This is a genomic window from Noviherbaspirillum phoenicis, assembly GCF_047237965.1.
In the GTDB taxonomy this organism is placed as follows: Bacteria; Pseudomonadota; Gammaproteobacteria; order Burkholderiales; family Burkholderiaceae_D; genus Noviherbaspirillum_A.
In genome coordinates, this window is the sequence record NZ_JBDFLX010000002.1 from 292,944 (window position 1) to 306,759 (window position 13,816).

At 63.0% G+C, this 13,816-nt stretch carries 12 protein-coding genes and 1 pseudogene; 8 read left to right on the top strand and 5 right to left on the bottom strand.

Going from position 1 to position 13,816, the window contains the following annotated elements:
- Positions 1-149 precede the first annotated feature (149 nt).
- On the top strand, positions 150-599 hold the full coding sequence (locus ABC383_RS20905) for a DUF305 domain-containing protein (protein WP_413016853.1): 450 nt from the start codon (positions 150-152) through the stop codon (positions 597-599).
- Positions 600-822: 223 nt separating this feature from the next.
- A complete protein-coding gene (locus ABC383_RS20910; protein ID WP_413016855.1) occupies positions 823-2,175 on the top strand; it encodes a DUF2254 domain-containing protein in 1,353 nt (450 codons plus the stop codon).
- Positions 2,176-2,248: 73 nt separating this feature from the next.
- On the opposite strand, the gene ABC383_RS20915 is transcribed toward ABC383_RS20910, so the two are convergent.
- Complete coding sequence (locus tag ABC383_RS20915; RefSeq protein WP_413016857.1) at positions 2,249-3,181, bottom strand: LysR family transcriptional regulator; 933 nt, start codon at positions 3,179-3,181, stop codon at positions 2,249-2,251.
- 145 nt (positions 3,182-3,326) lie between these two features.
- Between ABC383_RS20915 and ABC383_RS20920 the strand changes: the two genes are divergently transcribed.
- From ABC383_RS20920 to ttdB, 3 genes are read left to right on the top strand one after another with little or no spacing between them, the layout of a single operon-like run.
- Positions 3,327-4,271 (top strand): tripartite tricarboxylate transporter substrate binding protein, encoded by a 945-nt coding sequence (locus ABC383_RS20920; protein ID WP_413017384.1) that lies wholly within the window; start codon positions 3,327-3,329, stop codon positions 4,269-4,271.
- A gap of 11 nt (positions 4,272-4,282) precedes the next feature.
- Positions 4,283-5,206, top strand: coding sequence for a L(+)-tartrate dehydratase subunit alpha (gene ttdA, locus ABC383_RS20925; protein ID WP_413016859.1), 924 nt, complete (start codon positions 4,283-4,285; stop codon positions 5,204-5,206).
- 5 nt (positions 5,207-5,211) lie between these two features.
- Complete coding sequence (gene ttdB / locus ABC383_RS20930) at positions 5,212-5,820, top strand: L(+)-tartrate dehydratase subunit beta (RefSeq protein ID WP_413016860.1); 609 nt, start codon at positions 5,212-5,214, stop codon at positions 5,818-5,820.
- Positions 5,821-5,955: 135 nt separating this feature from the next.
- On the opposite strand, the gene ABC383_RS20935 is transcribed toward ttdB, so the two are convergent.
- Positions 5,956-6,267, bottom strand: coding sequence for a DUF3140 domain-containing protein (locus ABC383_RS20935; RefSeq protein WP_413017386.1), 312 nt, complete (start codon positions 6,265-6,267; stop codon positions 5,956-5,958).
- Between the two features lie 339 nt (positions 6,268-6,606).
- Complete coding sequence (locus tag ABC383_RS20940; RefSeq protein WP_413016862.1) at positions 6,607-7,680, bottom strand: tartrate dehydrogenase; 1,074 nt, start codon at positions 7,678-7,680, stop codon at positions 6,607-6,609.
- Between the two features lie 453 nt (positions 7,681-8,133).
- Between ABC383_RS20940 and ABC383_RS20945 the strand changes: the two genes are divergently transcribed.
- Positions 8,134-10,839 carry a bifunctional diguanylate cyclase/phosphodiesterase gene (locus ABC383_RS20945; protein WP_413016864.1) on the top strand — a complete coding sequence of 902 codons (2,706 nt, stop codon included), beginning with the start codon at positions 8,134-8,136 and terminating at the stop codon, positions 10,837-10,839.
- A 65-nt stretch (positions 10,840-10,904) separates the two neighbouring features.
- Here the strand turns inward: ABC383_RS20945 and ABC383_RS20950 are convergent.
- Together ABC383_RS20950 and ABC383_RS20955 are read right to left on the bottom strand one after the other, a co-directional pair.
- Positions 10,905-11,680 (bottom strand): annotated as a pseudogene (locus ABC383_RS20950) (IS481 family transposase); the annotation flags it as partial.
- 260 nt (positions 11,681-11,940) lie between these two features.
- On the bottom strand, positions 11,941-12,084 hold the full coding sequence (locus tag ABC383_RS20955) for a hypothetical protein (RefSeq protein ID WP_413016866.1): 144 nt from the start codon (positions 12,082-12,084) through the stop codon (positions 11,941-11,943).
- 77 nt (positions 12,085-12,161) lie between these two features.
- Here ABC383_RS20955 and ABC383_RS20960 point away from each other — a divergent pair, with 77 nt between their 5' ends.
- Positions 12,162-13,217: an isocitrate/isopropylmalate dehydrogenase family protein gene (locus ABC383_RS20960; RefSeq protein ID WP_413016868.1), complete on the top strand. Its 1,056-nt coding sequence runs from the start codon at positions 12,162-12,164 to the stop codon at positions 13,215-13,217.
- A 187-nt stretch (positions 13,218-13,404) separates the two neighbouring features.
- Positions 13,405-13,704 carry an antibiotic biosynthesis monooxygenase family protein gene (locus tag ABC383_RS20965; RefSeq protein ID WP_413016870.1) on the top strand — a complete coding sequence of 100 codons (300 nt, stop codon included), beginning with the start codon at positions 13,405-13,407 and terminating at the stop codon, positions 13,702-13,704.
- Positions 13,705-13,816: the final 112 nt, after the last annotated feature.

Sequence of the window (13,816 nt, forward strand, 5' to 3'; positions counted from 1 at the left end):
CGGTAACACCGGCGGCGAACCCGGGCAGCCGGGACGCATTCCCAGCGGTCGTCACGCGCGGCCTGTGCGGCGCATCAGGCTTGCCCGCCATGCCCATTGCAAGCCGGCCTTTGGAAAGCTTCCATCCACCTTAGCCAGAAGGAATATCGATGAACAGCTATGCGCGGTTCGCAATCATGATTCTGACCTCGACCGTCGTCATGTTCGGAATGATGTATCTCAATACCTTTGAAGCCGACCATGTCTTCTTCAGCGAGACGCGGGCCTGGATGGCCCTGATGATGGGCGCCGCCATGGCCTTCATCATGCTTGCCTTCATGCTGGGCATGTACACCAACCGCAGCGCCAACATCGCCATCTTCATCGGCAGCGTCGCGGTTTTCTGCATTTCGCTCTGGCTGGTGCGCAGCCAGGCGACGGTCGACGAGGTGTCCTACATGAAAGCGATGATCCCGCATCACTCGATCGCGATATTGACCAGTTCGCGGGCCCACATCAACGATCCGCGGGTTCGCAAGCTGGCCGACGGGATCATTGAAACCCAGCGCAAGGAAATCGCCGAGATGAAAGGCCTGGTCAGCGAACTGGGGAAAAAATAGGCCGGCAGCGTGGGGAGCCACTTTCCAGCGGCATGGAAACGCTGCCATACGATTTCCCACAACCATTGTCTGCCCCGGGACTGCTAGCATCCGTGTGATCAGAGGCCGGCTCGTCCGCGGGCTGCGGCCCGCTGCCGGCGCCTATTTCTTCACCGCCGGGAGGCCGCATGCCAAGTACACCACCAGTCGTCAGCAAACCGGGTGCATCACGGCCGGAATCGCCATGAGGGCCAAGCTGCTCAAGTACTGGGAGCACGTCCGGGCCAGCTTCTGGTTCCTGCCTTCGCTGATGGCGGCTGCCGCGGTGGCGCTTGCGCTGCTTGCCGTGATGCTGGACCACAGGCTTGACGACAAATGGCTCAACAGCGCCTCATGGGTCTATGGCGGCGGCGCCGAGGGCGCGAGCGCCGTGCTGCAAACCATTGCCGGATCCATGATCACCATCGCCGGGGTGGTATTTTCGCTGACGCTGGTGGCGCTGTCCCTGGCTTCCTCGCAGTTCGGTCCGCGCCTGTTGCGCAACTTCATGCGCGACACTAGCAACCAGCTGGTGCTCGGCACCTTCATCTCGACTTTTCTGTATTGCATGCTGGTCCTGCGCACCATACGCCGGCCGGAAGAGGGCGCCTTCGTGCCGCACCTGGCAGTGACGCTGGGCGTGGCATTCGCCATTGCAAGCCTGTCGGTACTGATCTATTTCATTCATCATGTTTCGGTGTCGATCCAGGCCGAGGAAGTGATTGCCCGGGTGGGGGCTGAACTCGACCAGACCATGGAAAAGCTGTTTCCCGAGCAGATCGGCGAAGGATGCGATGGACCCCGGCAGCACGAAGAAACCGATCCGGCGCAGGCGATGCGGGCCATGGAGCAGCCAGGATGCGAAATCCTGGCTGCCGGCGACGGCTATCTGCAGATCGTCGACCACCAGCTGCTGATGGCCTTTGCTACGGAGAGCGATACGGTGCTCAGGATGGAGCGGCAGCCTGGCCACTATATCGTGGGCGGCACGCCACTGCTGTCGGTCTGGCCGCCGGAGCGTGTCGACCAGAAGGCGCGCGAGCGCCTGCTGGCGGCATTCGTACTGGGCAACCAGCGCACCGCGGCGCAGGATGTCGAATTCGCCATACTGCAGCTGGTCGAGATAGGCACGCGCGCCCTGTCGCCGGGCGTCAACGATCCCTTCACCGCGATTTCCTGCGTGGACCGCATCGGCTCGGCCCTGTGCCGCCTGGCGCGGCGCGCCATGCCCGATGCCCTGCGCCACGACGACCGCGGGGCGCTGCGCGTCGTTGCCACCGCGCCCACTTTTCCGGCGCTGGCCGACGCCGCATTTCACCAGTTGCGCCAGTATGCAAGGACCAACACGGATGTCACCCTGCGCCTGCTGGAGACCATCACCGTAATTGCCGCGTTCACGCGCCGTCCGGCCGACCGGGTGGCGCTTTCCAGGCATGCCGACATGATCGCCAGGGGCGCCAGGGAAGCGATGCAGCTTGACGAGGACAGGCAGGCACTGGAAGGCCGCTATCACGCTGCACGGCGCGCGCTCGGCAGCCAGGATGCGGCTGTCGGCTGAGGCCCGTTCAGTATTCGGGTTGGCGGCTGGCGTATGCAGGGACTGACAAGCCGGGCAAGCCCGGGGGTCGCGCCTACCCGCCCGGCGCCTTGTCGAACGAGGCGGCGAGGTAGTCGACGAAGGCTTTCACGCGGGTGGTCGAGCGGTGCTGCTGCGGATAGACCGCGTAGATGTCGGCATCGGGCGTATCGTAGCCGGGCAGCAGCCGCACCAGCCTGCCTTTCTCGATGTAGTCCTTCACATCCCATTCCGCGCGCAGCAGGATGCCGTTGCCGGCCAATGCCCAGCTGACCGCCACGCCGCCGTCGTTGGTAGTGAGATTGCCGCGGATGCGCACGTTCTCCTCGCCGGCCTCGGCGGCGGCCTTGCCCTTCTGCTTCGCATGGGTAAAGCGCCAGACGCCGTATTCATCGCCCTGACGGATGCCGATGCAGTTGTGCTTGCAGAGTTCCTGCGGCGTTTTCGGCTCGCCATGGCGCTTCAGGTAGCCGGGCGAGGCGCACAGGATGCGGCGGTTCCGGGCGAGCAGGCGGGCCACGGCGCGGGTGTCGGGCGGCGGCCCGAAACGCACGCAGACATCGTAACTATCGTCGGACAAAGGCGGCGGCGCGACCGTCAGGTGCAGCTGCACGTCGACGTCGCTGTACTGCTGCACGAAGCTGCGCGCCAGCGGCGCGACATAGCTGCGGCCAAAGCCCAGCGTGGCATTGACCCGCAGCAGCCCCTTGGGCGTCTGCTTGGCGCCCCACAGGAAGTCTTCCAGGTCATCGATCTCGCCCAGGATGCGGCGCGCGCCTTCCAGATAGGCCTCGCCTTCGGGCGTCAAGCTCATGCGCCGGGTGGTGCGGTTGACCAGGTTCAGGCTCAGCCGCGATTCCATCAGCGCCAGCCGCTTGCTCACGGCCGCCGTGGTGATGCCCAGTTCGCGGGCGGCGGACGCCAGGCTGCCGCATGACACCAGCGTGGAAAAGAAGCTGAAATCGGCGGGATTGATCGCCTTGGGCATAATTAACTTCAGGTAAATGACGGTTTTACTTTATAGGTGAGATTTAATTTACAGTCAACTTAGAATCGCCTCCCTGACAGCCTCATCACATGCACAGGAGACGACCTTGAAGCATTCACTACCGTTGAACCGTTTGATCAGGGCAATGCTGCCCGTCTGCCTGCTTGGCGCGGCAAGCCTGTGCGCCGCGCAGGGATGGCCTGCCAAGCCGGTCACCATCGTGGTGCCGTTCCCCGCGGGCGGCACGACCGACGTGCTGGCGCGCGCGATTGCCACCAAGCTTGGCCCCGTGATCAACCAGAGCGTGATCGTTGACAACCGTCCCGGCGCCGGCGCCACGCTGGGCGCGGCGATGGTGGCCAAGGCTGCGCCGGACGGCCATACCCTGCTGATGGGCGCGGTGCATCACACCATCGCCACCAGCGTGTACAAGAAGCTTTCCTACAACTTTCAGAAGGACTTCGCGCCGATCACCACGGTGGCGCTGGTGCCCAACGTGCTGGTAGTGAGCAGCACCAGGCCCTACAAGACCGTGGCCGACCTGGTCGCCGACGCCAAGTCCGCGCCCGGCAAGCTGAGCTACGGCTCCAACGGCAATGGCACGGCCCAGCACCTGATCGGCACCCAGTTCCAGATGATCAGCGGCACCAATATCCTGCACGTGCCCTACAAGGGCAGCGCGCCGCTGACTACCGACATGCTGGGCGGCCAGGTAGACATGTCCTTCGACACTGTCACCCCGGTGCTGCCATTCATCAGGCAGGGCAAGCTGAAGCCGCTGGCCGTTACCACCGCGAAGCGTTCATCGGCCCTGCCGGACGTGCCGACCATGCAGGAGGCGGGCATCGCCGGCCTGGATATCGGCACCTGGTTCGGCCTGCTGGCGCCAGCGGCCACGCCCAGGGACGTGACCGAGAAGCTCAACCGGGAAATCGTCAAGATCATTCATACCCCCGAATTCCAGAAACAGATGGCTGACATCGGCGCCGAGCCGGTCGGCAACACACAGCAGGAGATGGCCAGGCAGATCGCGGAGGAAACCGAGAAGTTTGCAGGGCTGGTCAGGAACGGCAACGTCAAAATCGATTGAACAAGGACACCATGATAGTCATTGAAGACAAGGATGCGGCAAGGGAAGCAGCGATCAGATCGCTGACCGACGTGATGGCGAAGTTTACTTCCTATATCGGCAAGCGGCTGCCTACCGATGTGCAGCACAAGCTGGCCGACCTGCGCGGCAAGGAAACGAACCCGCTGGCCAAGGCGGTGTACCAGTCGATGAAGGAAAACCAGGAAGCGGCCGACCGGCTGGACCGGCCGAGCTGCCAGGATACCGGCGTGATCCAGTATTTCATCAATGCCGGCGCGAAGTTTCCGCTGCTGGGCGAACTGGAAGACATCCTGCGCGAAGCCACGCTGGAAGCCACCCGCAAGGGTCCGCTGCGCCACAACGCGGTGGAGACCTTCACCGAGAAGAACACCGGCACCAACACCGGTTCCAAGATTCCCTGGCTGGACTGGGAGATCACGCCCAATGAAGACAGCGTGACCATCGACGTCTACATGGCCGGCGGCGGCTGCACCCTGCCGGGCGCGGCCAAGGTGCTGATGCCGGGCGAAGGCTATGAAGGCGTGGCCGAGTTCGTGTTCGATGTGATCACCTCGCGCGGCGTCAATGCCTGTCCGCCGCTGCTGGTGGGCGTGGGCGTGTCGACCTCGGCCGAGACCGCGGCCCGGCTGTCGAAGAAAGCCATCCTGCGGCCGGTCGATTCGCGCCACCCGAACGAGAACGCGGCGAAGATGGAAGAACTGCTGGAGGAGGGCCTGAATGAAGTCGGCCTTGGGCCGCAGGGCCTGACCGGCAATGCCAGCGTGATGGGCGTAAACATCGAATCGTCCGCCCGCCATCCGTCGACGATAGGCGTGGCGGTTTCCACCGGCTGCTGGGCGCATCGCCGCGGCCGCATCAGGATCAATGCCGATCTGAGCTATGACATCATTTCGCACCAGGGAGTGTCGCTGTGAACGCCGTGAAAAAAATACTGACTACCCCGATCAGGGATGAAGACCTGGAAGACCTCAACGTGGGCGACGTGGTCTACCTGACCGGGCAACTGGTGACCTGCCGCGACGTGGCGCACCGCCGCCTGATCGAGCTGGGACGCGAGCTGCCGGTCGATCTGGAGGGCGGCGCGATCTTCCATGCCGGCCCCATCGTGCGGCAGAAGGAAGACGGCGATTATGAAATGGTGTCGATCGGCCCGACCACCAGCATGCGCATGGAAAAGTTCGAGAAGGAATTCATCAGGCAGACCGGCGTGAAGCTGGTGGTGGGCAAGGGCGGCATGGGCGCGGAAACCGCCGCCGGCTGCGTCGAGAACAAGGCCGTGCATGCGATCTTCCCCGGCGGCTGCGCGGTGCTGGCCGCCACCAAGGTGGAAAAGATCGAAGGCGCCGAATGGAAAGACCTCGGCATGCCGGAAACCCTGTGGATCAACAAGGTCAATGAATTCGGACCGCTGATCATTTCCATCGACACCAGGGGCAACAACCTGATCGAGCAGAACAAGGCGCGCTTCAACGAAAAGAAAAAGCCCACCTTGGAGCGGATCAATGCGCAGGTGAAGTTCATTTCGTAAGGATGGGGCGCGAGCGCGTGGGCATGGCCGGAAAGCCCACGGCGATGCCTTGGCGCATCGCCGCCGATTCTGCTCTGCCTGTCTCATCCGCCGGCCGGCAGGCACGGCGCAGCCGTGCCGCCCTCAATTCCGCTTTCAGTCTTTCTGCGGATCGTGGCCCCAGTTCATCAGGGAATAGCGCCAGTCGCTGGTGGCAGGGTCGCTCTTGCTCGGACCCTGCGCCAGATGGCGGTGGACGTAGCCGACGACCTTGCGCATGTGTGCAAGGTCGTCCTCGCTCAGCTCCGCCGCCGGCCGGTGCAGCAGCTCGATGATGCGCCGGCCCGACTGGTGGCCGACCGATTCGCCGGCGCCATGCTTTTGTCCCACGCGCCTGGAATCCTCGCTGGCCAGCCATTTCTCAAGCTGCGCAGGCGTCATGTTCACTGCCTGCTTGAAATCGGCAATGGTCTTCTTCCTTTCTTCCTTCCGGTCCTTGTCATCGGTATTGGCGTTTCCGGTCATCTGCTTCTCCATTGAAAAAGTCTTATGCCTGCATGGGCAGGCCAAGGGCCGGAGCACGTTGGCCGGCACCCGATTTGGACAAGGAGACGCAGCAAGGTTTCCTGCCGGCTTCCGGCCTGATGCCGGCTGGCGCAACAGGAGCGCAATTTTTCCGGCGCGCGGGCGCGCCGCCGGCGTGTGGGAGGAGGGGGAAGGCCGCTCGCCGGGCGGCGGGCGGGCATGACGGCAGGCGCCCGGCGCAGGCGGTCGAACCCGCCGCGCAAGGCCGACAGCGCGCTTGGCTCAGGCTTGCGGCGCGGCGTTGCCGATGTAGTCGCACACGGCGCGGGTCACGTCCGCCGTGTTGGCCTTGCCGCCCAGATCGGGCGTATGCACCTTGCTTGCCGTAACCGCTTCGACCGCCCGCATCAGGGTTTGCGCGGCGGCGGTTTCGCCGAGGTGCTCCAGCATCATGGACGCGGTCCAGAAAGTGGCGATCGGATTGGCCACGCCCTTGCCGGTGATGTCGAAGGCGGAGCCGTGGATCGGCTCGAACATCGATGGGAACTGGCGTTCCGGGTTGAGGTTGGCGGTGGGCGCAATGCCCAGGCTGCCCGACAGCGCGGCCGCCAGATCGGACAGGATGTCGGCATGCAGGTTGGTGGCCACCAGCACGTCCAGCGACTTGGGCTTTAAGACCATGCGCGTGGTGACCGCGTCCACCAGTTCGCGGTCGGTCCTGACATCGGGATAATCCCTGGCGACTTCGTAAAAGATTTCATCCCACATCACCATGCCGAAGCGTTGCGCGTTGGACTTGGTCACCAGGGTCAGGTGCTTTGCCGGACGCTTGCGCGCCAGCTCGAATGCGAAGCGATGGATGCGTTCCACGCCGGCACGGGTGAACACCGCCACTTCGGTGCCGACCTCGATCGGCAGGCCGCGGTGGGCGCGGCCGCCATTGCCCGAGTACTCGCCTTCGGAGTTCTCGCGGATGATTACCCAGTCGATGTCCTCGCCATTGGTCAGCGGGCTTTTCACGCCGGGCAGCACGCGCGCCGGCCGTACATTGGCGTACTGGTCGAAGCCCTGCGCAATCGGCAGGCGCAGGCCCCACAGCGATACATGGTCCGGCACCTGCTGGCTGCCGACCGCGCCGAAGAAGATGGCGTCGAACTGTTTCAGCCTTTCCAGGCCGCCTTCCGGGATGTAGTGTCCGTGTTCCAGGTAGTAGGCCGAGCTCCAGGGGAAGTGTTCCACCTCGAGCCGAAAGCCGCCGTCCTTGTTGGCCAGCGCCGTCAGGACTTCCAGCCCGGCAGCGATGACTTCCGGACCGATGCCGTCGGCGCCGATCGCCGCAATTTTGTGTGTACGCATGTTGTCTCCAGTTAATTTTCCATGGGCAGGGCCGAGCCGCGTTCCGTAATGACAACAGGACAAGGCAGCTGCGGCCTTCTTCGCAGCGCAGATTGTAGGGCTTGCCGCGCCATGTTGGGCGGACATGGATTCACACTGCAATGTCGTTGAAGTTAATAATGGCGGCGAATCCGGCTGGCCGGCCTTTCGCAAGATCCAATCGTCCCATGACCAATATCGGAAAAGGTATGGCAATGCTGGATAAAAAATTGGGCTTTGCGTGCGCTGGAAAAGCCAATCGTTCCGGAGATTGTCGAAGCCGCCCAGTAACCTGCCTTGCAAGATCCCGATTATAAAGCGCTGTCTAACGAACGCAGGAATTTCCTTACATAAAATGCTGCGTCGAATTTATGTCCGTTAATCGATTTACCTAAGTTAAACTCTGAGCGCCTGTCTGCTTAACCCTGCGTTTTCATGATAGCTACACCCCAGATTCCGTCGTTCCAGCAAAAGATCAGTCTTCTCCGCGGTCATGCTTCCTCCCTGGCTCCCTGGCCAGCCGCCTGCGCGCTGCTGATCGCCGGGCTGTGGTTCTGGGCAGCCTCGACCATCCATTACGAGCAGCGCGACCTGCGCGACCGCGCCTTCGCCAATGCGTCGGCACAGGCGCGCACCTATGCCGATCAGATCGACCGCAGCATTGGTCAGCTCGACTACCTGATGCAAAGCCTGCTGTTTTCATGGCGGAAGAACGGCGGTGCGCTGCATCTCGAAGAACAGGTCAACGCCGGCCTGGTGCCAGCCGCCGCGCGCATTTCCATCAGCGTGTTTGACCAGAACGGCATGCTGCTGACTTCGACGCTGGCGGAGCCGAAAAGCCGGCGGGGAGTGGCCAGCCGCGCCTATTTCGCGACGCATGCCGCCAGCCCCAGCAAGGCATTGGTTATTTCGAATCCGATGAAGAGCATCGTCTCCGAGCGCAATGTGATGATTCTTTCGCGCCGCATCGAGGATGCCGACGGCGGCTTCGCCGGCGTGCTGGCGATTGCGGTCGATCCGGAATTCCTGGTGTCCTTCGTGGACGATACCAGGCTCGGCCAGGATGATTTCGTCTCGATTCGCAATACCGACGGCAGCTTTGTCGCGGCCAAGTCGCGCAACGGATTCCGGGTGAATGACCCGATCTTCCGCAACGCCTCGCCCGTTACCGAGCGGGTGGGCGTCACCGTGCGCGAAGCTGCCCGCTACACCGACGGCAAGCCGCGCATCGTTGCCTGGGATACGGTGCAGGGTTATCCGCTGGTGTCGATCGTCGGCCTGTCCGAAGGCGCACTCCAGGAGGCGTATCTGCCACGCCACCGCGAAATCCAGCTCATTGCCGGCATTGGCACCCTGGTGCTTGCGCTGATCGCCGCCGCCTGCGTGCGCCATGCGGCCTTGCGGGTGTGGCGCGCACACCATGTGCGGGAGGTGCATGAGGCTTACCGCATCGCGACCGAGAATGCGCGGGAGGGCTTCTACATGCTGCGTCCGCTGTATGGGCCGGACCGCGAGATCGCCGATTTCCTGATCGAGGACTGCAACGAGCGCGGCGCGATGTACCGCGGCATGGCGCGCGAGGTCCTGATCGGCAAGACGCTGTCGGCCATGCTGCCCAGTCTGTTTGAAACCCACATGCTGGCAGCCTGCCGGCAGGCGATGGCAGCTGGCTTGTACGAGGATGAAATACAGGTGCCGCCACGTGGAAGCAGGTCCTCCCAATGGCTGCAGCGGCGCCTGGTGCGTTCCAGCGCCGGCCTGGCGGTTACGCTGCGCGATATCACTGAAAGCCGGCTGCACCAGGAAGCGCTGGAGCAGATGGCCAATGCCGACGCGCTGACTTCCCTGCCCAATCGCCACTGGCTGACCAGCTATCTGCCCGCCGCTGTGGAACAGGCCCGCGAGGCGGGCCGCATGCTGGCCGTGATGTTCGTCGACCTGGACGACTTCAAGAACATCAACGACACCCTGGGCCATGCGGCCGGCGACGAATTGCTGAAGGCCGCCGCGCTGCGGCTCAGCGCAGTGATACGCCCGGAAGACAGGGTGGCGCGGCTCGGCGGCGACGAGTTCACCATCATCGTGCAGACAGCCCAAACGCGGGAAGAGGTGGCGGCGGTGGCCGAGCGGGTGATCGATACGCTGTGGCAGCCATTCGTGCTGAGCAGCGGGAAGCGGCAGCATGTGGTGCATGCCTCGGTCGGCGTGAGCATCTTTCCGCAACACGGGTCCAACGGCGAGGCCTTGCTCAAGCAGGCGGACATCGCGATGTATGCCGCCAAGGGCGCGAAGAAAGGCAGCTATCGCTTCTTCGAGCCCGAGCTGGAACGGCGCCTGGTCACCCGCCTGAACCGGGAAGCCGAGCTCAAGCTGGCGATCCAGAATGGCGAACTGCTGCTGCATTATCAGCCCAGGGTGCGCAGCGATAGCGGCGAGATCGTCAGCATGGAAGCGCTGGTGCGCTGGAACCACCCGGTGCAGGGCCTGATGCCCCCGAATGAATTCATCCCGCTGGCGGAAAAGACGGGCCTGATCGTTCCGCTTGGCATGGAAGTGGTGCGCATGGCCTGCACCCAGCTCGCGCGCTGGAAGCGCCAGGGGGTGCCGCTGGTGCCGGTCTCCATCAATGTCTCGGCGCAGCAGCTCGATGCCGGCGACCTGGGCGCCATCCTTGCCGGCGCGCTCAAGGAAAACGGCCTGGACGCCCGCCTGCTGCAGGTGGAAATCACCGAGTCGGCCACGGTGGCGGAAGATGGTCCGGCGATGCTGCAGCTGGCAGCGATCCAGCAGGCGGGCATCCGGCTCTATGTGGATGATTTCGGCACCGGCTATTCCTGCCTGGCGCAACTGAAGCGGCTGGACATGGATGGCCTGAAGATCGACCGCGCCTTTACTGCCCAACTAGGCAAGAGCGCTGGCGATGCCGCGCTGTTCAGGGCGATTGTGTCGATGGCCCATGCCCTGCAGATGCGGGTGGTTGCGGAAGGTGTGGAAACGGCGGGGCAGCTGGCGGCGGTGCAGGAGCTGGCATGCGAGGAGGTGCAGGGTTATTTCGTTTCGCGGCCGTTGCCGGCGGATGGAGTGGTGGGGTTGATGCAGCGGCGCTTTCTGTTTGCGGTTGAAAGCCAGGTGGCTGGGTGATCTGTGCGGGGGCTTTACGGAGAGAGTTTTTTTGTGGCTGGCTGTATTCGTGCTCTTTGATGAGACAGTTCTGCCTTGAGCGTGCGATGGAAGCGTTCGTCCTTGCCATTGGTCTGTGGATGAGCCGGACGACTGTGACTGATGCGAATGCCCAGCTGAATCAACCAGATGGTGAGCTTGGTGATGCCGTGTTCGTGCTGCGACGGACTGCCCCATGGAGAACCGTTGTCAGCGTTGATCCGTACTGGCATGCCGTGATGGCGAAAGGCAGTTTCCAGAGCTGCCTGCACAGTGGCAGTGTCCGGGTTCAGGCAGGCCTGCAGGACGATGTTGTAGCGTGAATGATCATCCAGCACGGTCAGTGGATGACACGTGGCTTGGCCGGTCTGGAAATGGCCCTTGAAGTCGATCTGCCAGAGGTCATTGGGTTGGGCATGCTCGAAACGCTGCCAGGCGGTGCTGTTTGCGCTTGCCTTTTCTGAGATCAAGCCATGTCGATGCAGAATCCGGGTAATGGTGCTGGGGGTTGGCACCTGGATGTGACCCTGATTGAGCAGCTGCGACGAACCTTGCGGCCGCCCCAGGTGGGATGTTTCAGACGCATCTTCACTACCAGCTCTTCGTTTTCCTGGCTGGTACGCAGTGGCGTATTGCAGGGTCTGCGCGAACAGTCCTGCAGGCCAGCAGGGCCCTGCGTCATGCTGCGTTCACGCCATTTGTATCCTGTCTTGCGACTGATTCCAAAACGCGTGCATAGAGCACTGAAGTTCACGCCATCCTGCTGCGCTAGCGCCGTAAATTCTTGTCGAAGGGTCATCATGTCAACGTCTTTCCAGGGCATGGTTAGAGAATCCTTTGGCTTGATATGCAATACGCCAAAGTGTTACCTATGTCCCGGCACAGTTGTTACCCATGTCCCCGGTCTATACACTTCGCCAAAAAAAGTAACCAAAAAAAGGCGACCCGGTGATCGCGCCCCGCTGCGCGGGGTGCCCGTGCCAGCGGTACCCCGAGCGGGGCTTGGCTAAACTCGCTCCGCTTCGCTTCACTCAGACAGACTCCGCACCCTTTCCCGCTCCGGGCACCGCTGACACGGCGCGCTCAACGGGACTTCACTGCCACTTCAAAAGCAACTGCTACGTCAAAAGCAACTGCTACTGTCGCTGCGCGTACTTCGAAGGCAACGGCAATAACAAACACAGACGCAATGTTCTCTTTGCCGCGAAGCGTCTTGTCATTCGCCAATCACGCGATATCATTCCTCTCCACTCATTCCATCGATAAGGCACAAGGGACGTCGGTTCGTCCGCCTCTATACCTCTATGAAAATCGTTATTCTTCCCGGCGACGGCATTGGCCCCGAAATCAGCGCCGTTACCAGTGACGTGCTGCAGGCCGTCTCCCGTACCCATGGGCTCGGCCTCGAACTGCTTCATGACAGCGCGGGCCTGGATAGCCTGCGCGTTCATGGCGCCACTGTTACGCCTGCCGTGCTGGAGAAAGTGCGCGGCGCCGATGGGCTGGTGCTGGGGCCGATGTCGACTTACGAGATGAAGGATGAAGCCAGGGGCGAGGTCAATCCGTCCAAGTTCTTTCGCAAGGAACTGGACCTGTATGCCAATATCCGGCCGGCACGCACCTATCCTGGCCTGCCCAACAAGGTGGGCGACTTCGACCTGGTCGTGGTGCGGGAAAACACCGAAGGCTTCTATGCCGACCGCAATATGGAACAGGGCAATGGCGAGATGCTGGTGACGAAGGACGTGGCCATCTCGCTGCGCCGGATTACCCGCCAGTGCTGCGAACGCATCGCCGAGTCGGCCTTCGCGATGGCGCGTACCCGCAAACAGCATGTGAGCATCGTGCACAAGGCCAATGTGCTGAAGATAGGCGATGGCATGTTCATCGATGCCTGCCGTGACGTCGCGAAGCGCTACCCGGATGTCACGGTCGATGACTTCATCGTCGATGCCATGATGGCCCATGTGGTGCGCGCGCCAGCGCGCTTCGATGTGATCGTGACCACCAATATGTTCGGCGACATCCTGTCCGACCTGACCGCGGAACTGTCCGGCAGCCTGGGCCTGGGCGCGTCGCTCAACGCCGGGTCCGGCTTTGCGGTGGCGCAGGCTTCGCATGGCTCCGCGCCGGACATCGCGGGGCGCGATTGCGCCAATCCGTCCTCGCTGGTGCTGTCCGCCGCCATGCTGCTGGCCTGGCACGGGCAGCGCAGCGGCAACCAGGCGTTTGTCACGGCGGCGCGGGCGATCGAGCGGGCGACGGCGGAGGCGATTGCCTGCGGCGAGATGACCGCAGATGTCGGCGGGCGGATGGGGACGAAGGCAACCGGCAAGGCGCTGGTGGCACGGCTGGCGTGAGCTTTCAATCGGCAAGGCAGTGCCCCGCTTGCGCAAGCGGGGGCGGGCACGGCTGGCGCGCCGCTCCGCATGCCATGCTCCTCTCTGCAAGCCATCCGCGACAGGCCGGAACCGTTTAAGATGCGAACGCGCAGTCGGGCCTGTTCGCGGGCCGGTATCGGCGTCAACATCAACATGGAGAACGATAATGATTTTCGAGAGGGCAGTGATCAGGGTCAAGCCGGGCGAGGACGCCAATTTCAAAGCGGCGGTTCAGGCAGCGGCGCCCTTGTTTCAACGGGCCAAAGGCTGCGTTTCGATGCAGCTTGAACAGTCGGTGGAGTATCCGGACAGATACACCCTGGTGGTCGGCTGGCAGACCGTCGAGGACCATACGGTTGACTTCCGCAATAGCGCCGACTTCCAGGAGTGGCGGCGCCTTGCCGGCCCCTATTTTGCCGAACCGCCCGAGGTGCAGCACCTGGGCACGGTGTTGCAGGCATTCTGAGTCGACTGCGAGGCACGCTGCCGCCGGCAACTGATGCGTGTCCTTCTGCCGCGCCGGCGATGGGTCTTGACCGGCCGGCCGGTCAAGACAGGCATGCATCAAGCAAAAGAGC

What these genes read in the sequence shown, in the direction of transcription:
- ABC383_RS20905 (WP_413016853.1), top strand. Translation starts at nt 150, where the DNA reads ATGAACAGCTATGCGCGGTTCGCAATCATGATTCTGACCTCGACCGTC.
- ABC383_RS20910 (WP_413016855.1), top strand. Translation starts at nt 823, where the DNA reads ATGAGGGCCAAGCTGCTCAAGTACTGGGAGCACGTCCGGGCCAGCTTC.
- ABC383_RS20915 (WP_413016857.1), bottom strand. Translation starts at nt 3,181, where the DNA reads ATGCCCAAGGCGATCAATCCCGCCGATTTCAGCTTCTTTTCCACGCTG.
- ABC383_RS20920 (WP_413017384.1), top strand. Translation starts at nt 3,327, where the DNA reads ATGCTGCCCGTCTGCCTGCTTGGCGCGGCAAGCCTGTGCGCCGCGCAG.
- ttdA (WP_413016859.1), top strand. Translation starts at nt 4,283, where the DNA reads ATGATAGTCATTGAAGACAAGGATGCGGCAAGGGAAGCAGCGATCAGA.
- ABC383_RS20940 (WP_413016862.1), bottom strand. Translation starts at nt 7,680, where the DNA reads ATGCGTACACACAAAATTGCGGCGATCGGCGCCGACGGCATCGGTCCG.
- ABC383_RS20945 (WP_413016864.1), top strand. Translation starts at nt 8,134, where the DNA reads ATGATAGCTACACCCCAGATTCCGTCGTTCCAGCAAAAGATCAGTCTT.
- ABC383_RS20960 (WP_413016868.1), top strand. Translation starts at nt 12,162, where the DNA reads ATGAAAATCGTTATTCTTCCCGGCGACGGCATTGGCCCCGAAATCAGC.
- ABC383_RS20965 (WP_413016870.1), top strand. Translation starts at nt 13,405, where the DNA reads ATGATTTTCGAGAGGGCAGTGATCAGGGTCAAGCCGGGCGAGGACGCC.